The sequence below is a fragment of the Pseudomonas sp. App30 genome (assembly GCF_047947025.1).
GTDB lineage: Bacteria > Pseudomonadota > Gammaproteobacteria > Pseudomonadales > Pseudomonadaceae > Aquipseudomonas.
In genome coordinates this window covers 4,668,976-4,693,614 of record NZ_CP133165.1, presented here as the reverse complement: position 1 = coordinate 4,693,614, position 24,639 = coordinate 4,668,976, and the positions used below count along the sequence as shown (strand labels likewise).

11 protein-coding genes are annotated in these 24,639 nt (G+C 67.7%); 6 read left to right on the top strand and 5 right to left on the bottom strand.

The features are described 5' to 3' along the window. Window positions 1-103: 103 nt before the first annotated feature. Genes RAM80_RS21755 through RAM80_RS21735 form a run of 5 tightly spaced genes read right to left on the bottom strand, consistent with a single transcriptional unit; the run spans window position 104 to window position 14,966 of the window. On the bottom strand, window positions 104-3,133 hold the full coding sequence (locus RAM80_RS21755) for an amino acid adenylation domain-containing protein (RefSeq protein WP_416422488.1): 3,030 nt from the start codon (window positions 3,131-3,133) through the stop codon (window positions 104-106). Continuing rightward, a complete protein-coding gene (locus RAM80_RS21750) occupies window positions 3,130-8,820 on the bottom strand; it encodes an amino acid adenylation domain-containing protein (protein ID WP_416422487.1) in 5,691 nt (1,896 codons plus the stop codon). The genes RAM80_RS21755 and RAM80_RS21750 overlap by 4 nt, the downstream gene beginning before the upstream one ends. Then, the gene (locus tag RAM80_RS21745; protein WP_416422486.1) at window positions 8,817-14,021 is read right to left on the bottom strand and encodes an amino acid adenylation domain-containing protein; all 5,205 of its coding nucleotides are present in this window, start codon (window positions 14,019-14,021) and stop codon (window positions 8,817-8,819) included. Before RAM80_RS21745 ends, RAM80_RS21750 begins: the two co-directional genes overlap by 4 nt. 16 nt (window positions 14,022-14,037) lie before the next feature. Next, window positions 14,038-14,751 (bottom strand): thioesterase II family protein, encoded by a 714-nt coding sequence (locus tag RAM80_RS21740; RefSeq protein ID WP_416422484.1) that lies wholly within the window; start codon window positions 14,749-14,751, stop codon window positions 14,038-14,040. Continuing rightward, on the bottom strand, window positions 14,751-14,966 hold the full coding sequence (locus RAM80_RS21735; protein WP_416422483.1) for an MbtH family protein: 216 nt from the start codon (window positions 14,964-14,966) through the stop codon (window positions 14,751-14,753). The genes RAM80_RS21740 and RAM80_RS21735 overlap by 1 nt, the downstream gene beginning before the upstream one ends. 224 nt (window positions 14,967-15,190) lie before the next feature. Between RAM80_RS21735 and RAM80_RS21730 the strand changes: the two genes are divergently transcribed. From RAM80_RS21730 to RAM80_RS21705, 6 genes are all read left to right on the top strand, one after another. Further along, window positions 15,191-15,898 (top strand): SIMPL domain-containing protein, encoded by a 708-nt coding sequence (locus tag RAM80_RS21730; protein ID WP_416422482.1) that lies wholly within the window; start codon window positions 15,191-15,193, stop codon window positions 15,896-15,898. A 144-nt stretch (window positions 15,899-16,042) separates the two neighbouring features. Beyond that, window positions 16,043-17,644 (top strand): ABC transporter substrate-binding protein, encoded by a 1,602-nt coding sequence (locus RAM80_RS21725; RefSeq protein WP_416422481.1) that lies wholly within the window; start codon window positions 16,043-16,045, stop codon window positions 17,642-17,644. A gap of 331 nt (window positions 17,645-17,975) precedes the next feature. Continuing rightward, entirely contained in the window at window positions 17,976-19,589 is a 1,614-nt protein-coding gene (locus RAM80_RS21720) for an ABC transporter substrate-binding protein (protein WP_416422480.1), read from the top strand. Window positions 19,590-19,853: 264 nt separating this feature from the next. Beyond that, on the top strand, window positions 19,854-21,455 hold the full coding sequence (locus RAM80_RS21715) for an ABC transporter substrate-binding protein (protein WP_416422479.1): 1,602 nt from the start codon (window positions 19,854-19,856) through the stop codon (window positions 21,453-21,455). 129 nt (window positions 21,456-21,584) lie between these two features. Beyond that, on the top strand, window positions 21,585-22,961 hold the full coding sequence (locus RAM80_RS21710) for an OprD family porin (RefSeq protein WP_416422478.1): 1,377 nt from the start codon (window positions 21,585-21,587) through the stop codon (window positions 22,959-22,961). A 70-nt stretch (window positions 22,962-23,031) separates the two neighbouring features. Then, the gene (locus RAM80_RS21705) at window positions 23,032-24,627 is read left to right on the top strand and encodes an ABC transporter substrate-binding protein (protein ID WP_416422477.1); all 1,596 of its coding nucleotides are present in this window, start codon (window positions 23,032-23,034) and stop codon (window positions 24,625-24,627) included. The last annotated feature ends 12 nt before the right edge of the window (window positions 24,628-24,639 follow it).

The following is a 24,639-nucleotide window of genomic DNA, read 5'->3' as shown; positions in this document are numbered from 1 at the left end:
GACGAAGGGGGGGTGGGGGAATTTAGGATCTGTGGCCTGCGCTGGCCCATGAGAGCGGTGGTGCTCTGACGGGCCAGCGCAGCCTGGCGGCAGCGGCTACGGGTTACCGGCGGTTAAGCAACGCCTCCCGCTGCGCCGGGCTCAACGCCTGCAACTTCAAGCGCAGCCCAGCCGCTTTTTCCAACTGCCCCGGCGCGCTCTCGCGTTCGCGCAGGGCGGCGGCCAGGGCCACCACGCTGGGGTGGTCGAAGACGATGCCCGGCGGCACTTCCAGTTGCAGGCCCTTGCGGATCGCCGCCACCAGTTTGATCACGGTCAACGAATGGCCGCCGGCCTCGAAGAAGTCGCTGTCGATGTCCAGGCTCTCGCGCCCCAGCAGTTCGGCCATGTGGCCGACCAGCAGGGTCTCCAGGGCGTCGCGCGGGGCGCGGCCACTGGCAAGGTCGGGCTGCACGGCGGGGAGTGCCTGGCGGTCGATCTTGCCGTTGGCCAGGCGCGGCAGGCTGGGCAGCCGCACGTAGCGCGCCGGGCGCATGGCGTCGGGCAGGCGCGCCTCCAGCTGCTGGCGCAGCGCGGCTTCGTCGCCGACCACGTAGGCCACCAGGCTGGCTTCGCCATCAGCGTCGTGCAGCACTTTCACCGCCGCTTCCCCCAGGGCTTGCAGGGTGGCCTCGACCTCGCCCACTTCCACGCGGAAACCACGGATCTTCACCTGGCCGTCGCCACGGCCGCGCAGCTCCAGCGCGCCATCGTGGCGGCGCACGGCGCGGTCGCCGGTGCGGTACAGGCGCTGGCCGGGTTGCTCGGGATCGGCAATGAACGACGATTCGTCGCCGCTCAGGTAACCCCGGCATAGCTGCGCGCCGCCCAGGTACAGCTCGCCGATGGCCCCCACCGGCACGCGGCGGCCCTCCTCGTCCAGCAGGGTGGCGACGTTGTTGGCCAGCACCCCGCCCAGCACCAGCGGGTCACCCGCCACTGCCTGGTAGAGCACGCCGACCGTGGCTTCGGTGGGACCGTAATGGTTGAACAGGCGCGTGGCCGGCGACTGCGCTCGAATGCGTTCGGCCAGCGCTGACGTGGTGGCTTCGCCGCCGAGGATGACCGTGGCCGGCAGCGCCCCGCCCTGGTCGTCGAGCAAGGCAGCCAGGTGCGACGGCACCATCTTCAGGCAGTCGATGCGCTGGGCCGCCAGGAACCGCGCGAAGGACGGCGCGTCCTGCATGTCCTCGGTGCTGGCGACCACCAGGCAGGCGCCCTGCTCGAAGGCGCCGAACAGGCAGGTGTTGCCCAGGTCGGCGGCCACCGTGGAGGTCAGTGCAAAGCGCTGGCAAGCGCGCAGGTCCAGGGCCTGGCTGACCGCCTGGACGTAGTTGTGCAACTGTTGATGCTCGATGACCACGCCCTTGGGCTGGCCGGTGGAGCCGGAGGTGAACAGCACGTAGGCAGCCTGGTGCGGCGTGGGCAGCGGCAGCGCTGCGGCCGTCGCTGGCTGCGCCGCCCAATCCGCCCACGACAGCTGGCGGTGGCCGGCCAGCGCCGCGTCGGCACCGATGACCAGCAGCGGCTTGGCAGCGTCGGCCAGTTGCTGGCGCCGGCCCTGCGGCCACTGCGGGTCCAGCGGCAGGTAGGCGGCGCCGCTGCGCATCACGGCCAAGGCGGCGATCACCAGCTCGGTGGAGCGTGGCAGCGCCAGGGCGACGATGGTCTCGGGGCCGGCGCCCTGGGCGTGCAAGGTGCTCGCCAGTTGTTCGATACGTTGCTCGAGCTGGCTGTAGGTGAGCACGCCATCGGCGCCTTGCAGCGCTGCGGCGTTGGGCGCCACCGCTGCCCAGTGGGCGATGCGCGCCAGGGGGCTGCCTTCGCCGAAGGTCTGCACCGGGCCGGGCAGGCGCGCGTCAGCCACCGTCGGCTCCAGCAGCCGCTCGATGCTCTGATCGAGGCCATCGGGCAGGCGCTCCAGCAGTTGCAGGTACTGCTGCAACAGGCCCTGGGCGTCGCCGGGGCGGTAGTGCCGCAGGTCCGCCGACAGCCCCAGGCCGCTGACCTGGCCGTGGGCGTCCTGGTGCACCTGCAGGGCCAGTTCGAAGGGCGACGGCCGCGCGCCGAGCGCACGCCAGCCTGCCGGCACCGCGGCCTCGACGCTGAAACCGGCCCGCAAGCAGTCGCTGCGCAATTGCGCCGGGGCGTGTTCCTGCCAGCCGCGATGGCTGTCCAGCAACGCACTGCACTCGGCCAGCCAGCGCGCGAACGGCTGGCGGCTGTCGAGGCTCAGCGCCAGCGGCAGGGTCTTTTCGTAGACCCCGGTGCTGGCGGCGAAAAAGTCATAGTCGGCGCGGCAGTCGTGCAGCCAGCCGCCCAGCAGCTGGCCCTGGCCGCCGATGCGTGCCAGCAGCGCCCACCAGGCCGCCTGCAACAGGCTGTCGACGGGCACCTGGCGGCTTTCAGCCAGGGCGATGAGGCCATGCACCTGTTCGCTGCCCAAGGCGCTGAACGCCTGGTCCTGGCCGGCCTGGCCGTGCAGGCGGCGCAGGGGCAATTGCAGCGCCTGCCCGGCACCCGCCGCGCGCAGGTGCTCGGCCCAATAGGCTTGCCCGGCGGGGGCATCTTCGTCTTCAGCCATGGCCTGGCGCCATTCGACGAACTGGCCGAAATGGCCGCTCTCCTCGTCTTCGGCCAGCGCTTCTTCAACCATCAGCCGTGCCAGCAGGCGCAGGCTGCCGGCGTCAGCCACCAGGGCGCTGGCGCGCAGGCACAGGCGCCAGTCGTTGTCGGCCACGGCAAACAGCTGGGCGGCCACCACGTCGCCGCGGCTGAGGTCGAACGCCGGCGGTTCGCCGTGCAGCGCCGCCTGGGCGTCGGCCACGCCGCGCAGATCGGTGAACTGCCAGCGGCCGCTGCCGGGCGCTTCCAGGGCCTGCTGGCGCAGGCCGCGGTAGCCGGGCTGCTGGCTGAAGCGGCAGTTCAGGCTCCACTGCCCGCGCACCGCGCGCTCGAAGCCCTGGCGCAGGGCCTGGGCGTCGACAGCGGCCGCAGCGCCCAGCCACAGCACCTGCGGCTCGCCACCGGCGTCCTGGGCAGCCCGCTGTTCCGGGCTCAGGGCCAGGTGTTCGAGTTCCATCACTTCGCTCATTGCACAGTCTCCAGGGGCGCTTGGGCCAGGGCGGCACGCTCTTGTTGCAGGCGTGCGCGGTCATACATGTCGCCCATGGCGACGACGATTTTGCGCGGCCCCTCGTAGGGGTCGCGGGCGTGAGCGGCGATCATGTTGTCGAGCATCACCACGTCACCCTGCTGCCAGTCGAAACGCACCGCGCATTCTTCGTACAGGCGGCCGAGCAACTCCATCACCTCGTCCTCGATGGGCGTACCGTCGCCGTAGTAGACGTTGCGCGGCATGCGCTCCAGGCCAAGCATGTCCAGCAGGTCGCTGCGCACCTCGGGTTCCAGGCAGAAGATGTGGTGCAACTGCACCTGGTTGAAGAACGAACGCTCGCCGGTCAGCGGGTGGACGATCACCGCCGGGGCACGGGTGCGGGTCTGCAGTTCGTCGTCGCCCAGCCAGCGGTAGTCGATGCCGCCGGCCTCGCAGCGCGCTTCCACTTCGGCGCGGTCAGCGGTCTTGAAGAAGTGCTGCCAGCTGACGTCGAGGTTCTGCAGGAAGGTGCGCACGTACAGCAGGCCGCGCTGTTCGAAGCGCTGGGCGACGTCGGCCGGCAGGCGCCGGTACAGCTCGCGGCAGTCGACGATGGGTGTGCAGCCACCGATGGCCGACGGCAGTTCGCAGAAGAACCACTGCTTGCGCGGCCAGCGGTCCAGGTGCGCGCTTTCGTTGTGGTACAGGATCATCTGCCGCTCGGGGAACGGCGTGGAGCGGTAGGTGTTGCGCCCGCCCTCCTTCTTCGGCAGGTCGCCGTAGGCGCCGTAAAGGCCTGGCTGCAGGGCTTCGGCGAAGGCCTCGAAATCAGCCGGGGTGACCACGCCGAAGTTGCGCAGCACCAGGCCGCCGTGGCGGCGCAGCAGGGCCTCGACCTGGTCACGGTGGGCAGCCGCCCATGCCAGGGCGTCGAGGTCCGGGCTGGCCGGTTCGATCAGCAGCGGGAACACTTTGCCAGGCTCGATGGGCCGGGTCTTGATCAGCTCACGCGGGCCCTGGGGCCTGGCTGCCGGCTGCTTCATGAATTTTTTCAGTTTGTCGAGCTTGTTGCCCATGGCCGGCGCTTCGCGGCCAACGGGGGTTTCGCTGCTATCGTGCACGGTGAACTCCTCCAGCGGGGTGTGGGGCGAGGCAATCGCCAGGGCAATCAGTTGCAGCCAGGCCTGGGCCAGGCGCTGGATGCGAGCGGCGCTGAACAGGCCGCTGGCGTAGGCCCAGCGCACCCGCAGGCCGTCGCTTTCGGGCTCGAGGAACAGGCCCATGTCGAACTTGGAGCTGTGCTCCAGCGCTTCCAGGCGCTGGATGTGCAGGCCGTCGATGTCGAACTGGCCCTTGGGGGTGTTCTGCAGCACGAACAGCACCTGCACCAGCGGGTTGCGGCTGCGGTCGCGGGGCACGCCCACGGCTTCGACGATGCGGTCGAACGGCAGCTGCTGGTGCTCGAAGGTGGCCAGGGCGCTGTCACGGGCCTGGGCCAGCAGCGCCTCGAAGGTCATGCCTGGCACGGTGCGCGAGCGCAGCGGCAGGACGTTGACGAAGAAGCCGATCAGGCCCTCCAGCGCCTGCTGCTGGCGGCCGGCAAGGTCGGTGCCCAGCAGCAGGTCGTCGGTGCCGGCCACCCGGTGCAGCAGCCACTGGAAGCTGGCCAGCAACCACATGAACGGCGTGACCCCGGCGCTGCGGCAGTGCGCCTCGATCTGCGCGTACTGCGCCGCGTCGATGCGCAGCACATGCTCGGCACCGGCGGTGGAAGCCACGGCCGGGCGCGGGAAGTCGGTGGGCAGCGCCAGCACCTTCGGCGCCCCTTCCAGCCGCGCCTGCCAGAACCCGCGTTCGCGGCTGAAGGCGTCGCTGGCCAGCCAGCGTTGCTGGTGGATGGCAAAGTCCAGGTACTGCACCGGCAGCGGCGCCCACTGCGGCGCGCGCTGGGCGCCGAGGGCGCGGTAGGCCTCGGCGAATTCACGGATAAGGATGCCCACCGACCAGCCGTCACCGACGATGTGGTGCAGGCTGAACAGCAGCAGGTGCCGTTGCTCGCTTAGGCGCAGCAAGCGCGCGCGCAGCAGCGGCCCGGCCAGCAGGTCGAAGGGCTGCCGGGCGTCGTCCAGCGAGGCCTGGCGCGCCAGTTGCTCACGCTCGTCCACGGCCAGCATCGACAAGTCGGCGAACGGCACGTCGAGCGTGAGGGCGTCGAGCACCTGGGTGTGCGGGTCGCCGTTGTCGTCCTCGGGGTAGTGGCTGCGCAGCACTTCATGGCGCGCCACCAGCAGGTCGAGGGCGGCCACCAGCCGTTGACGGTCCAGCGGGCCGTCCAGTTGCAGGCGGCCGCTCATGTTGTAGGCGTCGGACTGGCCGCCGCTGAGGCGGTCCACCACCCACAGGCGCTGCTGGGCCAGGGACAGCGGCAGCACACCCTGGCGCGGTTCGGCGGCCAGCGCCGGCAGTGCAGGGGCAGTATCGCCGGCCAGCGCGGCGATGCGCGCGGCCAGCTGGTCCAGGCGCGGGGTGTCGAACACTTCGCGCAGCGCCAGGGCCACGTCGAACTGCTCGCGCACCCGCGCCACCAGCTGCGTGGCCAGCAGGGAATGCCCGCCCAGTTCGAAGAAGTGACCGTCGCGGCTCACGCCTTCCAGCCCCAGCAAGTCCTGCCACAGCTGCGCCAGGCGTTGCTCATGGGCCGTGATTGGTTGCTCGCTGCTGCGGCTGTGCAGCACCGGTGCCGGCAGCGCCTTGCTGTCCAGCTTGCCGTTGGCCGTCACCGGCAACACCGCCAGCAGCTGCCAGTGGGCCGGCTGCATGTAGTCGGGCAGCCGGCGCGCCAGGTCGGCCTTGATCGCGTCCAGCGTGGCGCCTTGCGCCAGCACCACGTAGGCCAGCAACTGGCCCGCGCCGAGGATCACCGCGCACTGCTGCACTGCGGCATGGGCGGCGATTTGCGCCTGCACTTCGGCCAGCTCGATACGGAAGCCGCGCACCTTGACCTGATGGTCCTGGCGGCCCAGGTACTCCAACTGCCCCTGGGCATTCCAGCGCACGCGGTCGCCGCTGCGGTACAGGCGCGAGCCCGGGGCGCCGAAGGGGTTGGGTACGAAACGCTCGGCGCTGTGCCCGGGCTGGCCCTGGTAACCCTGGGCGAGGCCTGCGCCGCCAATGTACAGCTCACCCACCACGCCCACTGGCAACGGGTTGAGGTCGGCGTCCAGCACGTGCACGCTGCTGCCGGCCAGCGGGCGCCCCAGGGGTGCCCGCGCGTTGAGGTCCTGCACCACGCCAGCCAGCACGCCGACGGTGGTTTCCGACGGCCCGTAGTGGTTGAAGATGCGGCAGGCCGGGCGCGCCTGGGCGATGCGCTGCAGCAGCGCCGGCTCGCAGGCCTCACCGCCGAGAATCAGCGCATGCCAGGGCAGCGCCGCCGCCTCGTGGCCGGCCACCAGCAGGCTGTGCAAGTGGCTGGGGACAATTTTCAGCACCCCTACCCGGTGCTGGCTGAGGTAGTCGGCGAACAGTTGCGGGTCGCGGGCCTGGTCGTTGTCCAGCAGGTGCAGGGTGCGGCCGCTGCACAGTGCGCCGAACAGCACGGTGTGGCCAAGGTCGGCGGCCACGGTGGAGACCATGGCCATGCTCGCCTCGGGCGCCAGCGCCAGGCGTTGCAGCAGGCCTTGCACGTAGTTGGCCAGGGCGCCGTGGCTGATGACCACGCCCTTGGGCCGGCCGGTGGAGCCGGAGGTGAAGATCAGGTAGGCCGGTTGCAGCCCGTGGCTGACAGGCTGCACCGCAGGCACGGGCTCGGTGGCGGCCAGCAGGTGATCGAGGCGAACCAGCGGCAGCGCCAGCTCGGGTTGCTCGGTGCAGGCCAGCACGCGGCGGGCCTGCAGGTCGGCGCAGATCTGCTGCAGCCGCCCGATCGGCGTCTGCGGTTCCAGCGGCACGTAGGCGCCACCGGCTTTCATCACCCCCAGCAGCCCTGCCACCAGCGCCGGGCTGCGACCGCACACTAGCGGCACGCGCTCGCCGGGCTGGCAGCCCTGGGTCAGCAGCGCCTGGGCGACGCGGTTGGCGGCCTGGTCGAGCCAGGCGAAGGTGTAGGCCTGGCCGCCGTGCATCAGGGCGATGCTGGCGGGCTGCTCGCGCACCTGCTGGTCGAACAGCTGCAGCACCGACGCTTGCGGCTGCTGCAGTGCTTCACCCCACTGCGGTGGCGGTGCCTCGCCCTGCAACAGGTCGAGATCGGCCAGGCGCAGCGACGGCTGTGCCAGCACTTGGCTCAACACGGCCAAGTAGTGCTGTTGCAGACGCGCTACCGTGGCGCGCTCGAACACGTCGGCGCTGAAGCCCAGGCTGGCGAGAATCTCGCCGCTGCCGCGCTGTTCGGTGCTCAGGGTCAGGTCGAATTTCTGCGCACGGCGCTCGCGTTCCACCAGCACCATCTGCACCTGCTCATCCAGCCGCCGCGCGCCCAGGGCGCCCTGGCGCTGATGGTTGAACAGCACCTGGAACAACGGCGTGTGGCTGGCGCTGCGCTCGGGTTGCAGGGCGTCGACGAGCATTTCGAACGGCAGGTCCTGGTACTGCTGGGCCTCCACCGCCGTGGCCTGCACCTGGGCCAGCAAGGTGGCGAACGGCAGGGCGCCGCTGACCTCGCTGCGCAGCACCTGGGTGTTGACGAACAGCCCAACCAGCGGTTCCAGCTCGCTGCGGTTGCGCCCGGCCAGGGGCACGCCGACCTGGATCGCCGGCTGGCCGCTGTAGCGGTACAACAGCGCCTTGAACGCCGCCAGCAGCACGCTGAACACCGTGACCCGCGAGCGTTCGGCCAGTTGTTCCAGCTGCCGGGCCATGGCCGTGGGCAGGGCAAATTCGAGGCTGCCGCCGCGCTCGCTGCGCTGCGCCGGCCGTGGCCGGTCCAGCGGCAACGCCAGGGGCGGATGCTCGTCACCCAGGCGCTGCTTCCACCAGTTCAGTTGGCGGTCGCCCTCCCCCGACTCCAGCCAGTGCCGTTGCCATTGGGCGAAGTCGGCGTAGTGCAACGCAGGCGCCGGCAGTTGCAGTGGCGTGCCCTGGCGCAGGGCCGGGTACAGCTGGGTCAGTTCCTGGATCAGCAGGTTGATGGACCAGCCATCGGCGACGATGTGGTGCACCGCCAGGGCCAGCACCTGCTCGCCCGCCGCCAGCTTGATCAGCGCGCCGCGCAGCAGGCAGTCGCGGGCCAGGTCGAAGGGCCGCGCGGCTTCGGCGTCGAGCAGTTGTTCAAGGCGTATCTCGCGCTCGCCCACCGGCAGCGCGCTGAGGTCCCAGCGCGTCAGTTGCAGCGGCGCTGGCGCCAGGATCTGCTGCACCGGCACCCCGGCTTCGGCCTGGATACGGCTGCGCAGCGGTTCGTGGCGGGCCAGCAACTGGTCCAGCGCCGCCTGCAACGCCGCCTCGTCCAGCGGCCCGGTGAGGCGCAGGGCGCCGGGGATCACATAGGCGGCGCTGGCGGGCTCCAGCTGTTGCAGGAACCACAGGCGCTGCTGCGCGTAGGACAGCGCCAGCGGCGCGTCACGGGGCACCCGTGGGATCGGCAGCTGGCGGAACAGGTCGATGCCCTTCTTGGCCATGACGGCCGCCAGCGCCTTGCGCTGGGCCAGGCTCAGGGTTTGCAACGATTCGAGCACCTTGTTCATGAGTCGCTCTTCTCGGCGGCCAGCAGGGCCAGCTCTTCTTCGGACAAGCCTTGCAGGCTCTGCATCAGCGCCAGCACCTCATCGGCCAGGGCGTCCTGGTCGGGCAGCGCCTCGCCGGCGTCCAGGGCTGCGGCCAACGCTTGCAGGTCGGCGGCTTCGAACACCTGGCGCAGGTCCAGGCGCCGCTGGAGTTGCACCTCGATACGCGAGGCCAGCTGCGTGGCCAGCAGCGAATGGCCGCCCAGCTCGAAGAAGTTGTCGTGCAGGCCCACCTGCTCGACGTTCAGCAGGCTCTGCCAGATCCCGGCCAGGGCCTGCTCGGTGACGGTACGGGGCGCCACGTAGGCCTGTTGCAACCAGGCGTTTTCGTCCAGTTGCAGGGCGCGCTGGTCGAGCTTGCCGTTGGCGGTCAGCGGCAGGCTGTCGAGCTGCTGCAACTGCGCCGGCACCATGTGCAGCGGCAGGCTGGCCTTGAGCTGCTGGCGCAGCTGCAACAGCGCCTGCGCAGCGTCGGGCCACGGCTCGGCGGCCACCACGAAGCCCACCAGGCGCTGTTCGCCCTGGGCGTCGGCACGCAGCAGCACGGCGGCGTCGCGCACCTGGGGCTGGTCGCGCAGGCGCGCCTCGATCTCGCCCAGTTCAATGCGGAAGCCGCGCAGTTTGACCTGGTGGTCGATACGCCCCAGGTACTGCACCTGGCCGTCGGCGCTAAAGCTGGCAAGGTCGCCGGTGCGGTACATGCGCGCGCCCGGGGTGGCGCTGAAGGGGTCGGCCATGAAGCGTTCGGCGCTCAGGCCGGGGCGCTTCAGGTAGCCACGGGCCAGGCCCGCACCGCCGATGTACAGCTCGCCCACCACGCCCGGCGGCACCGGTTGCAGGCTGGCGTCGAGGAAGTACCAGGCGAGGTCCGGCAGCGGCAGGCCGATGGGGCTGGCGCTGCTGCGCAGGTCGGCCTGGGTCAGCTCGCGGAAGGTCACGTGGACGGTGGTCTCGGTGATGCCGTACATGTTGATCAGCCGCGGCTGGCGGTCGCCGAAGCGCGCGAACCAGGGCTGCAGGCTGCTGACTTCCAGGGCTTCGCCACCGAAGATCACCGTGCGCAGCGCCGGCAGGCCTTCAGGGCTGGCCAGCAGCGGCACCATCAGTTGGCGGAACGCCGAGGGGGTCTGGTTGAGCACGGTCACGCCCTGCTCGCGCAGCAGCTCGGCGAAGGCCCGTGGCTCACGGCTGACGTAGTACGGCACGACAACCAGCGTGCCGCCGTGCAGCAGCGCGCCGAAAATCTCCCACACCGAGAAGTCGAAGGCGTAGGAGTGGAACAGCGTCCACACGTCGCGATGGTCGAACGGCAGCACCGCCTCGCTGGCCTGGAACAGCCGCAGCACATTGGCGTGCTCGATCAGCACGCCCTTGGGCGAACCGGTGGAACCGGAGGTGTAGATGCAGTAGGCCAGGTGCCGGGGGCCTGCCGCCGCGGGCGGCGCGGTGTCGGGGTAGCCGTCGCTGGCGAAGCCCAGGCGCTGCACGCCGTCGACCACGGGCAGGCGCTGTTGCAGGTGGTCCTGGATCAGCAGCAGGGCGATGCCGCTGTCGGCCTGCATGTAGGCCAGGCGGTCGGCGGGGTAGTCCGGGTCCAGCGGCAGGTAGGCGCCGCCGGCCTTGAGAATCGCAAGCAGGCCGACGATCAGCTCCAGCGAGCGCTCGGCGGCCAGGCCCACCAGCACGTCGGGGCCCACGCCCTGCTCGCGCAGGCGCCAGGCCAGGCGGTTGGCGCGCTGGTCGAGCTCGGCGTAGCTCAGGTGCTGGTCGTCGAAGCGCACGGCTACCGCAGCGGGATGGCGGCGGGCTTGTTCGGCGATCAGGCCGTGCAGGCTTTGAGTGACTTCGAAGGCCTGGGGCTGTGGGTTCCACTGCGCCAGCAGTTGCGCTTGTTCGTCCTCGCCCAGCAGCGGCAACTGCGCCAGCGGCTGTTCGGGTTGCGCCACCAGCTGCTGCAGCAGCGCGCGCCAGTGGCGGGCCAGTTGGGCGGCGGTGGCGGCGCTGAACAGGTCGAGGCGGTAGGTGAAGGACGCCGACAGCTGCTCGGCGCGCTCCACGGTGTGCAGAATCAGGTCGAACTGGGTGGCCAGGGCTTCCTGGCCCAGGGCCTGCACCTGCAGGCCGTCGAACTGCACGTCGTCGTTGAACCACTGGTGGTCGAACGCGACCTGGAACAGTGGGTGTTCGCCCGGCGTGCGCTGCGGTTGCAACGCTTCCACCAGTGCATCGAACGGCAGGTCCTGGTGGGCCTGGGCCTGCAAGGCGCGTTCATGCACCTGGGCCAGCAGCGTGCTGAACGAGGGGTTGGCCGACAGGTCGGCGCGCAGCACCAGCAGGTTGACGAAGCAGCCGATCAGCGCCTGGGTGTGGGCCTGGTTGCGGTTGGCCACGGTGCAGCCGACGCGCACGTCGGGCTGCTGGCTGTAGCGGTGCAGCAGCACCTGGAAGCTGGCCAACAGCACGGTCGGTAGGGTCACCCCATGGCGCTGCGCCAGGCGGCGCAAGGCCCAGGCCAGGGCGGGCTCCAGGGCGATGGCCAGTTCGGCGCCGGCCAGGCTGGGTTGCGCCGGGCGCGGCTGGTCAGTGGGCAGGGCCAGGCGCGGGTGTTCGTTACCCAACTCCGCCTGCCAGTACGCCAGTTGGCGCTGGGCCTCGCCGGCCGCCAGCCAGTCGCGCTGCCAGGCGGCAAAGTCGCGGTATTGCACCGGTAGCGCCGGCAGCGTGGCCGGGCGCTGCTGGCGCAGGGCGTTATAGTGCTCGGCGAGTTCGGCCAGCAGCAGGTTCATCGACCAGCCGTCGGCGATGATGTGGTGCAGGGTGAGCGCCAGGCGCCAGCTGTCGGCGCCCAGCGTGGCCAGGCTGGCGCGCAGCAGCGGGCCCTGGCGCAGGTCGAACGGCTGGCGGGCGCTGCTGGCCTGGCCGTCGAGGGTCAGCGGCTCGATGGCCGTTTGCAGTGCCGGCAGGACCTGCTGGCGCACCTCGCCGCCCTCCTCGACGAAGCGGCTGCGCAGGCTTTCATGGCGCGCTACCAGCTGGTCGAAGGCCTGCTGCAGCGCGGCCTGGTCGAGCGTGCCCAGCAGCTGCACCGCGCCGTGGATGTTGTAGGCGTGGCCTTCAGGGTCGAGCTGCCATTGCAGCCACATGCGCTGCTGGGCTGGCGACAGCAGGCCTGCGGCGCCATCGCCGGCGCGGGCGGCCTGGGTGCTGGTGGCCACGGGCTGGCGCTGCACCAGGGCGGCGAACTCGGCCAGGGTCGGCGCTTCGAACAGGTCGCGCAGGGCCACCTCGCGACCCTGTTCGTCGCGCAGGCGGGCGAGCATCTGCACGGCGGTGATGGAGTTGCCGCCCAGGGCGAAGAAGTTGTCCGCGGCGCCCGGCTCGATGCCCAGGCAGTCTGCCCACAACGGGGCAATCAGCTGCTCGCTGGCGGTCAGCGGGGCGCGGGCCTGGGCCTGTACCTGGCCTTGTTCGCCCAGGCGGTCGATGGCGTAGCTGTCGAGGCTGCCGTCCTGCAGCATGGCGCGGCAGGCGGAGCGTTGCAGCTTGCCGCTGGAGGTCTTGGGCAGCGCGCCGGGGTTGAGCAGCGCGACCACCGCCGGGGCTTCCTGGCAGACCTGGGCCACGGCCAGGCGGATGGCCTCGGCCAGGGCCTGGGCGCTGATCTTGTTCTGCGTGCCGCGGCCGATCTCGGCGGCCACGCCGATGGCCTCGCGGCCCTGGTGCTCGATGGCGAACACCCCTACCCGGCCCTGGCGCACGGCGGCCACGTGGGTTTCCACGGCGCGTTCGAGGTCCTGGGGGTAGAGGTTCTGGCCACGCACGATGAGCATGTCTTTCAGCCGCCCGGTCACCCGCAGCTGGCCCTGGACCAGGCTGCCCAGGTCACCGGTGCGCAGCCAGGCCTGGCCGTCAGCCTGCACGAAGGCCTGGGCGCTGGCCTCGGGGTTGCGCCAGTAGCCCTTGGCGATGCTCGGCCCGCTGGCCCAGATCTCGCCCACCTGGCCGTCGGCCAACGGCTGGCCGTGCTGCGGGTCGCAGATGCGCACGGCGTGCCCGGGCTGGGCGCTGCCGCAGTCCACCAGCGGCGAGCCCAGGCCCGCCTGCAAGCGGTTGTCGGCCAGCGCCTGGCTGTCGAATTCGTCCACGGCGATGCCCTGGCCACGTTGGCTGCCGGTGACGAACAGGGTCGCCTCGGCCAGGCCGTAGCAGGCGAAGTAGGCGCGTTCCTGGAAGCCGCAGGGAGCGAAGCGCTGGGCGAAGCCTTGCAGGGTCTCGCGGCGGATGGGCTCGGAGCCCGAGTACGCCAACTGCCAGTGGCGCAGGTCGAGCTGCGCCAGCGCCGCGTCGGCGACGCGCTCAGTGCACAGGCGGTAGGCGAAGTCCGGGCCGCCACTGAGGGTGCCCTGGTAGCGGGTCATGGCCTGCAGCCAGCGCACCGGGCGCTCGAGGAAGTGCCGCGGCGACATCAGCACGCAGGGCACGCCGCTGTAGATGGGCTGCAGCAGGCCGCCGATCAGGCCCATGTCGTGGTACAGCGGCAGCCAGCTGACCAGGGTGTCCTGGGCGTTGATGCCGAAGCCGTGGGCGATCAGGCGCTCGTTGGCCACCAGGTTGCCGTGGCTGACCTGCACGCCCTTGGGCCGCGAGGTGGAGCCGGAGGTGTATTGCAGGAAGGCGATGTCATCGGCAGCCAGCAGCGGCATCTGCCAGTCGGCGGCCATGCTCGCTTCCACCTGGTCCACGGCCAGCACCTGGACCTTGCCGGCGAAACTGTCGCCCAGCAGGCCGGCCACCGTGGAGTCGGTGAGGATAACCTTGGGCTGGGCGTCTTCGATGATCGATTGCAGGCGCTGCAAGTGCTGCGAGCGGGTGGATTCCGGCGGGTAGGCCGGCACCGCGATGACCCCGGCGTGCAGGCAGCCGTAGAAGCTGGCCACGTAGTCCAGGCCACTGGGGAACAGCAGCACCGCGCGCTCGCCGGCCCCCGCCTGCTGGCGCAGCCACACGGCGATGGCCTGGGCCCGCTGTGCCAGCTGCCGGTAACTGAGCGCCTCGAAGGCCTCTTCACCGTCCACCAGGAAGCGCAGCGCCTCGCGGTCCGGCGTTGCGGCCGCGCGTTGCTGCAAGGATTCCACCAACGAGCTTGCGAAGCGCTCGGTCATTTCGATCACCTTTGGTTCAAATGGCTGTTGCGTGACGGTGCAGCAGGGGTTGCAGCCGGGCCTGGAGCAGCGCGAGGACGTCGCTGGCCTGGTCGTGGATGAAGAAGTGGCCGCTGTCGAACAGGCTCAGGTCGAAACCGCCCGTGGTCTCCTGGCGCCAGGCCTGCAACTGCGCAGGCGTGGTCGAGTCCTGGCGCCCGGCCAGCACCTGGATGGGGCAGTTCAGCGGCGCCCGCGGGCGGTACTGGTAGCCACCGCAGAGGGCGAAGTCGGCGCGCAGCACCGGCAGCGTCAGGCGCATCAGTTCTTCATTGGCGAGGATGTCCTCGGGGGTGCCGTTGAGCTCGCGCAGGTCGGCGATCAGCTGGGCGTCGGTCTTGTCCGCGGCGAAGCGCTCGGTGTCACGCAGCGACGGCGCGGCGGTGCCCGAGGCGAACAGCAGGCGCGGCGGCGGGCAGCCACGCTCGCGCAGGGCGTGGGCCAGCTCGTGCACCAGCAGGCCGCCCAGGCTGTGGCCGAACAGGGCGTAGGGGCGGTCCAGCTCGGGGCTGATCTCGGCGGCCAGCTGGCGGGCCAGCGCCACCATGTCGGTGGCCAGCGGCTCGCCGAAACGCCGGCCGCGGCCGGGCAGCTCCAGCGGGCGCACCTCGATGTCGGCCGGCAGGCTGCGGCGCCAGCGGCCGTAGACCATGGCGCTGGCGCCCGAGTACGGCAGGCAGTACAGGCGCATCAGCGGGCCGCCTGCTGTTCCATGTGCTGGCGCAGGCTGAGCGGGCGCATGTCGGTCCAGACTGCCTCGATGAACGCCAGGCATTCGGCCTTCAGGCCGCTCTTGCCGGCTTCGCGCCAGCCCTGGGGAATGGCCTTGTATTCGGGCCAGATGGAGTACTGCTCTTCGTGGTTCACCACCACGGTGAACACGGTGTCTTCGCGATCAAAAGCCATTGCCGACCTCGTCAGTATTGCGTTGCTGGGGGATTGCCGCTTGCACGGCTTTGGAACCACAACGAAGTGACGAGTCAGCCAGAGGGAAAATTAATGAGAGGCGTTTCTGATAATGGCGTGGGACGTTTCGCTAACGCGCTCCATGCCACAAACGGTTACACATCCGTGCTGAACCGCCCGGGTGGAACTACAGTCTCATCGGTTTGCCCACAAGGAGTCCCCCCATGCATTCCCTCAGTCGCAGCGCCGCCTTCCTCCTCGGCGCCGGCCTGCTGGCCAGCCTTCCCGCGTTGGCCGACGAACCCCGCTACAACCAGGTTTCCCTGCGCGCCGAGGTCAGCCAGGAAGTGCCCCGCGACCTGATGCTGGTGACCCTGTACAGCGAGGAACAGAACGCCGACCCGGCCAAGCTCGCCGCCCAGGTCACCGAAGCCATGAACAAGGCGCTGGGCAAGGCCCGCGCGGTGAAGGAAGTGAAGATCAGCCAGGGCAGCCGCAACAGCTACCCCATCTACGACGACAAGGGCCAGAAGATCACCGGCTGGCGCGAGCGCGCCGAGCTGCGCCTGGAAAGCGCCGACTTCCCTGCCCTGTCGACCCTGACCGGGCAGCTGCTGCAGGACCTGAAGATGGGCGGCATGAGCTTCACCATTTCGCCCAAGGCTCGCACCCAGAGCGAAGACGCCCTGCTGAAGGACGCCGTGGCGGCGTTCAAGGCCCGTGCGCAACTGGCCACCGAGGCGCTGGGTGGCAAGGGTTACAAGGTGGTGAGCATGAACCTCAACAGCAGCGGTTATCAGCAGCCGTTCCCACGCGCGGCGATGATGATGAAATCGGCCATGGCCGACTCGGCGCCCGCGCCTGAAGTGGAGGCCGGCACCAGCCAGGTGACCATGAGCGCCGACGGCGCCATTGAAGTGCAGATGCCGTAACACCGCCCGGCACAAATGATGAAGGTTTTGTGGGAGCTGGCTTGCCAGCGAGCTTTGGGGATTTAGAAGCTCGCTGGCAAGCCAGCTCCCACAAGTGTGTTCGGCGAGGTAATCTGCCAGGCACTCACTCCCCTAGAGGCTTTCATGGACAAATCCGCCTTCACCCCGCTGCTGCTTGCCGCCGCGCTGCTTGGCGCAGCGCCCCTGGCCCAGGCGGCCAGCACCCTGGTCTATTGCTCGGAAGCCAGCCCCGCCGGCTTCGACCCCAGCCAGTACACCAGCGGCACCGACTTCGATGCCTCGGCCGAAACCGTGTTCAACCGCCTGACCCAGTTCAAGCGCGGCGGCACCGAGGTGGAACCGGGCCTGGCGACCTCCTGGGACGTGTCCAAGGACGGCCTGGTGTACACCTTCCACCTGCGCGACGGGGTGAAGTTCCACACCACCGACTACTTCACGCCCACCCGCACCTTCGACGCCGATGACGTGCTGTTCACCTTCGAACGCCTGCTCAACCCAGAGCAGCCGTTCCGCAAGGCGTACCCGTCGGAGTCGCCGTACTTCAACGACATGGACCTGAACACCACCATCAAGTCCGTGACCAAGACCGACGACCACACCGTGGTGTTCACCCTCAACCACATCGACGCCGCGTTCGTGCAGAACCTGGCCATGAGCTTCGCCTCGATCCAGTCGGCCGAGTACGCCAACCAGTTGCTCAAGGAAGGCCGGCCCGCCGACATCAACCAGAAGCCCATCGGCACCGGCCCGTTCGTGTTCAAGCGCTACCAGAAGGACGCGCAGATCCGCTACGTGGGCAACAAGGACTACTGGAAGCCCGAGGATGTGAAGCTCGACAACCTGATCTTCTCCATCACCCCGGACGCCGCCGTGCGCCTGCAGAAGCTCAAGCGCAACGAGTGCCAGGTCAGCGGCTACCCGCGCCCCGAAGACATCGAAGTGGCCAAGCAGGACCCCGACCTGAAGGTGCAGAGCCAGCCCGGTTTCAACCTTGGCTTCCTCGCCTACAACGTCACCCATGCGCCGCTGGACCAGCTGAAAGTTCGCCAGGCGCTGGACATGGCCATCGACAAGCCGGCCATCATCAAGGCGGTGTACCAGAGCGCCGGCCAACTGGCTCAGAACGCCCTGCCACCGGCGCAATGGTCCTACGACCCGACCATCAAGGACGCCCCCTACGACCCGGCCAACGCCCGCAAGCTGCTGAAGGAAGCCGGGGTCAAGGAAGGCACCAGCATCAACCTCTGGGCCATGACCGTGCAGCGCGCGTCCAACCCCAACGCGCGCATGTCGGCGCAGATGATCCAGAACGACTGGGCCAAGGTAGGCATCAAGGCCAACATCGTCAGCTATGAATGGGGCGAGTACATCAAGCGCGCCAAGGCCGGCGAGCATGACGTGATGATCTACGGCTGGACCGGCGACAACGGCGACCCCGACAACTGGCTGGGCGTGCTGTACAGCTGCGCGGCGGTGAAGGGCAGCAACTACGCCAAGTGGTGTGACCCGGCCTACGACAAGCTGATCCAGCAGGCCAAGCTGAGCAGCAACCGCGACGAGCGCATCAAGCTGTACCAGCAGGCCCAGCACATCCTCAAGGCCCAGGTGCCGATCACCCCGATCGCCAACTCCACGGTGTTCCAACCCATGCGCAAGGAAGTGCAGGACTTCCGCATCAGCCCGTTCGGCCTCACCCCCTTCTACGGCGTGAGTGTGCAACAGTAAATCGTATTGTGGGAGCTGGCTTGCCAGCGAGCTTTTGACTGCCCCGAAAAGCTCGCTGGCAAGCCAGCTCCCACATTCCTACAGGTGCACTATAATGGCGCACAAAGCTGACCAAATGATCAGCTTTAGTGCGCCTCGTGCACCATTTAAAACGTACGCAAACGTTCAAATGGATGGTTTTTTATATCCATGCGACATTCTTGTACGCGTGTTCCACACTTTGCCCTTTCGCTGGCGTCAAAGTATTGCTTTGGGTATGCCGCCTGCATAAGTATCGGCGGGTAGACCCACAAGGTCCCCTCAATCAAAAAACACAACAACTGAGGCCACCATGCTCAAACACGCGGTCATTCCGTTCCTGATCGGCGCCGGCATGCTTGCCAGCGCTCCTTTTGCCCTGGCAGCACCCACCAGCCTGGTGTTCTGCTCAGAAGGCAGCCCGGCGGGCTTCGACCCGGGCCAGTACACGACCGGCACTGACTTCGATGCCTCGGCCGAGACCATGTTCAACCGCCTGAGCCAGTTCGAGCGCGGCGGCACCGCCGTGGTGCCAGGCCTGGCCACCAGCTGGGACATCAGCCCCGACGGCCTGACCTACACCTTCCACCTGCGTGAAGGCGTCAAGTTCCACACCACCGACTACTTCAAGCCGACCCGCGAATTCAACGCCGACGACGTGGTGTTCACCTTCACCCGCATGCTCGACAAGGACATGCCGTTCCGCAAGGCCTACCCCACCGAGTTCCCGTACTTCACCGACATGGGGATGAACGACAACATCACCAAGGTGGAGAAAGTCGACGACCACACCGTCAAGTTCACCCTCAAGACCGTGGACGCCGCGTTCATCCAGGACATGGCCATGAGCTTCGCCTCCATCCAGTCCGCCGAGTACGCCGCGCAGTTGCTCAAGGAAGGCAAGCCGCAGGACCTCAACCAGAAGCCGATCGGCACTGGCCCGTTCGTGTTCAGCAAGTACCAGAAAGACGCGCAGATCCGCTTCAAGGGCAACAAGGACTACTGGAAGCCTGACGATGTGAAGGTCGACAACCTGATCTTCGCCATCACCACCGACGCCTCGGTGCGCATGCAGAAGCTGAAGAAGAACGAGTGCCAGATCACTGCCTACCCGCGCCCGGCCGACATCGAGCCGCTCAAGGCCGACCCGAACCTGAAGATGCCTGAGCAGGCCGGCTTCAACCTGGGCTACATCGCCTACAACGTGACCCACAAGCCGTTCGACAACCTCAAGTTCCGCCAGGCCCTGGACATGGCCGTGAACAAGCAGGAAATCATCAAGTCGGTGTACCTGGGTGCGGGCCAGCTGGCCGTCAACGCCATGCCGCCGACGCAGTGGTCCTACGACACCACCATCAAGGACCCTGCCTACGACCCGGCCAAGGCCAAGGCGCTGCTCAAGGAAGCCGGCATTCCCGAAGGCACCACCATCAACCTGTGGGCCATGCCCGTGCAGCGCCCCTATAACCCCAACGCCAAGCTGATGGCTGAGATGCTGCAGTCGGACTGGGGCAAGATCGGCATCAAGGCCAACATCGTCAGCTACGAGTGGGGCGAGTACATCAAGCGCGCCCACAACGGCGAGATGGACGCCATGCTGATCGGCTGGAGCGGTGACAACGGTGACCCGGACAACTGGCTGGGCACCCTGTTGGGCTGCGACGCCATCAACGGCAACAACTTCGGCAAATGGTGTGACGCCGACTTCGACAAGCTGGTCAAGGCCGCCAAGGCCACCTCTGACCAGGCCAAGCGCACCGAGCTGTACAAGCAGGCCCAGCATCGCGTGAAAGACCAGGTGCCGATCACCCCGATCGCCCACTCCACGGTCTACCAGCCGATGCGCAACAGCGTGGTCGACTTCAAGATCAGCCCGTTCGGCCTGAACTCGTTCTACGGCGTGGGCATCGACGAAAGCAAGAAGTAAACACCCTGTGGGAGCCGGCTTGCCGGCGAGTTTTTGATGGCCCCGAAAAGCTCGCTGGCAAGCCAGCTCCCACAGCCTCAAGTCGGAAATCCCTGAAGACAATGATGACTGCATTTTCACGCAGGGCCTTCGTGCATTTCAGATTTTTCCTACAGGTCGCAGCGATTTCGCGCATTTACGGTCACGGCTCGCGCCCCTAGTTTCGAACCTCGGCCCGACTACCCCTCAGGCCGCCTCGATCCAGACAACAAGGAATAGACCGTCATGCGTCAACACCATCTGGTTGCATCCCTGCTGAGCCTGGGCCTTTTGGCCGAGGTGCCGCTCAGCCATGCCAACAACAAGAGCCTGGTGTTCTGCTCCGAAGGCAGCCCTGCTGGCTTCGACATCGCCCAGTTCACCGGTGGCACCGACAACGATGCCGCGGAACCGCTGTACAACCGCCTGACCGAATTCGAACGCGGCGGCACCGCCGTGATCCCCAGCCTGGCCACGCGCTGGGACGTGGCCGAGGATGGCCTGACCTACACCTTCCACCTGCGCGAAGGCGTGCGTTTCCACAGCAACAAGGAATTTACCCCCAGCCGTGATTTCAACGCCGACGACGTGCTGTTCACCTTCCAGCGCATGCTCGACCGCGACCACCCGTTCACCCGCGCCTACCCCACCGAGTTCCTGTACTTCGTGTCCATGGGCCTGGACAAGAACCTGGTCAGCGTCACCAAGGCCGACCCCATGACCGTGGTGTTCAAGCTGCGCACGGTGGACGCAGCGTTTGTGCAGAACATCGCCATGAGCTTCGCCGCCATCCAGTCGGCCGAGTACGCCGAGCAGCTGCTGAAAGCCGGCAAGCCCAGCGACCTTAACCACAAGCCCATCGGCACCGGGCCCTTCGCGTTGCAGCGCTACCAGAAGGACTCGCAGATCCGCTACAAGGCGCACGAGCAGTACTGGGAGCCGAGCCAGGTCAAGGTCGACCAGCTGATCTACGCCATCAACGTCGACTCCTCGGTGCGCGTGCAGAAGCTGCGCAAGAACGAGTGCCAGGTCACCCTCAACCCGCGCCCCGCCGACCTGGCCGCGCTGCGTGCCGACCCCAGGCTGAAAGTCATCGAGACCCCGGGCTACAACCTCGGCTACATCGGCTACAACGTGCAGCACCCGCCGTTCGACCAGCTCAAGGTGCGCCAGGCCATGGACATGGCGGTGAACAAGCAGGCGATCCTGCACGCGGTGTACCAGGAGGCTGGCCAACTGGCGATGAACGCCATGCCGCCAACCCAGTGGTCCTACGACACCAGCATCAAGGACGCGCCGTACAACCCGGAAATGGCCCGCCAGCTGCTCAAGGAAGCCGGGGTCAAGGACGGCCACGAGATAACCCTGTGGGCCATGCCCGTGCAGCGCCCCTACAACCCCAATGCCAAGCTGATGGCCGAGATGCTGCAGTCCGACTGGGCCAAGGTGGGCATCAAGGCGCGCATCGTCAGCTACGAGTGGGGCGAATACCTCAAGCGCACCAAGAACGGTGAGCACGACGTGGCCCTGATGGGCTGGACCGGCGACAACGGTGACCCCGACAACTGGCTGGGCACCCTGTACAGCTGCGGCGCCATCGGCAGCAACAACATCGCCATGTGGTGCGACCCGACCTTCGACGCTTTGGTGACCAAGGCCAAGACCCTCAACGACCGCGAGGCCCGCAGCGAGCTGTACCGCCAGGCCCAGCAGCGCCTCAAGCAGGAGGTGCCGATTACCCCGATCGCCCACTCCACGGTCAACCAGCCCATCAGCGCCAAGGTGCAGGACTTCAAGGTCAGCCCCTTTGGCCGCAATACCTTCAGCGGAGTGTCACTGGCCGACTGAGCCCCAGTGCAGGCAAACCGCGGCCAATTGAACGAGGCCAAACGTTTGCAAACACAGTTGTACCCAAAGTTGACCGAGCACCCGAATGTGCCCGGCATAAAAAAAAGAAAAAACCAAGGAGCTTCACCCATGAACATTACAAGAAAAACACTGCTGGCCCTGTCCATCGGCGGCCTGTCCGCCCTGGCCAATGCCGATGACGCCAGCCAGGCGTTCACCCCCACCACGCTCAAGGACAGCAGCGCCCAGGCCGACGCCAAGGGCTTTGTCGAGGACCAGAGCCTGTCGGGCTGGACGCGCAACTGGTACGCCCGCGAACAGTCCAAGCGCGGGCCGCTGTTCAGCCACGCCAAGAACGGCACCCGGGAGCCCATGAACAACCGCACCAACTGGCTGCAGAGCACCACGGTCGACTACACCTCGGGCTTCACCCAGGGCACGGTCGGCTTCGGCGTGGAAGCGGCGCTGTACAACGTGGTGGCGCTGGAGCGCGGCAGCGCGCGCAACGGCGGCTCGAACAACCGCACCCTGGCGGACAGCGACGGCGACACCATCGGCCAATGGAGCAAGCTGGGCCTGGGCAACGTCAAGGCGCGGGTGTCCAACACCACCCTGACCCTGGGCCGCCAGGCCATGGACACGCCCATGGTCGCCACCATCGGCAACCGTGCCCTGCCCTCCAGCTTCGAAGGCGTGAGCATCGACAGCAAGGAGTTCAACAACCTGTCGTTCCAGGCCGGCACCTTCGACCGCGTGTCGCCACGTACCGAGCAGAGCCTGAGCAAGTTCCGCAGCGAGTACAGCGCCACCGGCGTGGAAACCGACCGGGTGACCACCGCGGGCGTCAACTACCAGCCGTTCGAAAGCGTCACCACCACGCTGTTCGCCACCCAGGTCGAAGACTTCTGGAACCAGTACTACTTCGGCGGCACCCACGTGCTGGGTGACAGCGCCGTGGTCAGCCTGACCACTGGCCTGAACTACTACAAGACCCGCGACACCGGCGCCCGCAAGATGGGCGAGATCGACAACCAGGCCGGCAGCCTGTCGCTGACCGCCACCCACCAGGCCCACAGCCTGACCTTCGCCTACCAGCAGATCAACGGCAACGAGTACTTCGACTACCTGCACGAAACCAACGGCATCTTCCTGGCCAACTCCCTGCTGTCGGACTTCAACGGCCCGAACGAGAAATCCTTCCAGGTGGCCTACGGCCTGAACATGGCCCAGTACGGCGTGCCGGGGCTCAAGTTCAACGTCTACAGCGCCCGCGGCTGGGGCATCGACGGCACCCACTACACCGGCACCGCCTATGACGTGAAGAACATGGACGGCGAACACCACTATGAATACGGCGTGGGCACCTCCTACGTGATTCAGAGTGGCGCCCTGAAAGACACCAGCGTGCGGGCGACCTACACCGCCCACCGCGCCAGTGCCAACCAGGCTGATGGCAGCCTGGACGAACTGCGGATCGTTACCACGATTCCGTTCAACATCCTGTAACCGACCTGGCCTGCGCGCGGTGCGATCCACCGCCGCAGGCTAATCTGGCTATTGATCACAGAGGGACCACATGAAAGCGCTACCCCTTCGAGCCGCAATCGCGGCAGCACTGTTCAGCGTTGCCGTCGGCATTTCCGCCAAGCCCCTGGTGGTGTGTACCGAGGCCAGCCCGGAAGGGTTCGACATCGTCCAGTACACGGCGGCCACCACGGCCGACGCGTCAGCGGAAACCCTCTTCAACCGCCTGGCCAGCTTCAAGCCCGGCACCACCGACGTCGAGCCCGACCTGGCGCAGAGCTGGGACATCAGCGCCGACGGCAAGACCTACACCTTTCACCTGCGCCACGGCGTGAAGTTCCAGACCACCGACTACTTCAAGCCAACCCGCGAATTCAACGCCGATGACGTGCTGTGGAGCTTCGAGCGCCAGCTCGACCCCAAGCATCCCTGGCACGACAAGGCGCCCATGGGCTTCCCCTACTTCGAAGCCATGGGCATGAAAGACCTGATCGACAGCATCGACAAGGTTGACGACTACACTGTTCGTTTCAACCTCAAGCGTCCCGAGTCACCTTTCCTGCGGGACATGGCCATGGGCTTCGCGTCGATCTACTCCGCCGAATACGGCGACCAGCTGCTGAAGGCCGGCAAGACCGGCGACATCAACAGCAAGCCCATCGGCACCGGGCCGTTCATCCTCACGCGCTACAACAAGGATGCGATGATCCGCTACAAGGCCAACCCCGACTACTACAAGGGCGTGCCCCCCAGCGAAGCGCTGGTGTTCGCCATCACCACCGACAGCAACGTGCGCCTGCAGAAACTGCGCGCCAACGAATGCCAGATCGCGGTGTACCCCAAGCCTGACGACATCCCCGGCATGAAGGCCGACCCCAACCTGCGGGTGGACGAGATGGAAGCGCTGATGACCAGCTACGTGGCCATCAACACCTCGCACAAATACCTGGGCGACATTCGCGTGCGCCAGGCCATCGCCATGGCCCTGGACAAGCCCACCCTGGTCAAGACCCTGTTCGGCGAGGGCAACGCCACCCCCGGCACCGGCCCGTACCCGCCGACCCTGCTGGGCTTCGACAAGAGCATCAGCGACCTGCCCCACGACCTGGACAAGGCCCGCGCCCTGCTCAAGGAAGCCGGGGTGCCGCCAGGCACCCGCTTCACCGTGTTCGCCCGCAACGGCGGCGGCCCCACCAACCCCAACCCGACCCTGGCGGCCCAGTTATTGCAGGCAGACCTTGCCAAGATCGGCCTCAACCTCGATATTCGTGTGTTCGAATGGGGGGAAATGGTCAAGCGTATCAAACAGGGCGAACATGACCTGGCGTTCTACGGCTGGGCCGGCGACAACGGCGACCCGGATAATTTCCTCAGCCCCAACCTGAGCTGCGACGCAGCCACAAGCGGCGAGAACGCCGCGCGCTGGTGCAACAAGGAGTTCGACGGGTTCCTCGCCAAGGCACGTGCCAGCAGCGACCCGGCCGAGCGCGAGCAGGCCTACAAGCAGGCCCAGGCTATTTTTGCCAAGGACATTCCCTGGCTGAGCCTGGCCTACCCCCGCTTGTTTACCGCCGTGCGCAAGAACGTCGAGGGTTATCACATTAGCCCCCTGACCAATAACAACTTCGCTACCACCCTGGTGAAGTAACAAGAAGAACGC

Coding starts and splice junctions, on each gene's coding strand:
- RAM80_RS21750 (WP_416422487.1), bottom strand. CDS start 8,820: ATGAACAAGGTGCTCGAATCGTTGCAAACCCTGAGCCTGGCCCAGCGC.
- RAM80_RS21720 (WP_416422480.1), top strand. CDS start 17,976: ATGCTCAAACACGCGGTCATTCCGTTCCTGATCGGCGCCGGCATGCTT.
- RAM80_RS21730 (WP_416422482.1), top strand. CDS start 15,191: ATGCATTCCCTCAGTCGCAGCGCCGCCTTCCTCCTCGGCGCCGGCCTG.
- RAM80_RS21705 (WP_416422477.1), top strand. CDS start 23,032: ATGAAAGCGCTACCCCTTCGAGCCGCAATCGCGGCAGCACTGTTCAGC.
- RAM80_RS21725 (WP_416422481.1), top strand. CDS start 16,043: ATGGACAAATCCGCCTTCACCCCGCTGCTGCTTGCCGCCGCGCTGCTT.
- RAM80_RS21755 (WP_416422488.1), bottom strand. CDS start 3,133: ATGAGCGAAGTGATGGAACTCGAACACCTGGCCCTGAGCCCGGAACAG.
- RAM80_RS21715 (WP_416422479.1), top strand. CDS start 19,854: ATGCGTCAACACCATCTGGTTGCATCCCTGCTGAGCCTGGGCCTTTTG.
- RAM80_RS21710 (WP_416422478.1), top strand. CDS start 21,585: ATGAACATTACAAGAAAAACACTGCTGGCCCTGTCCATCGGCGGCCTG.
- RAM80_RS21740 (WP_416422484.1), bottom strand. CDS start 14,751: ATGCGCCTGTACTGCCTGCCGTACTCGGGCGCCAGCGCCATGGTCTAC.
- RAM80_RS21745 (WP_416422486.1), bottom strand. CDS start 14,021: ATGACCGAGCGCTTCGCAAGCTCGTTGGTGGAATCCTTGCAGCAACGC.
- RAM80_RS21735 (WP_416422483.1), bottom strand. CDS start 14,966: ATGGCTTTTGATCGCGAAGACACCGTGTTCACCGTGGTGGTGAACCAC.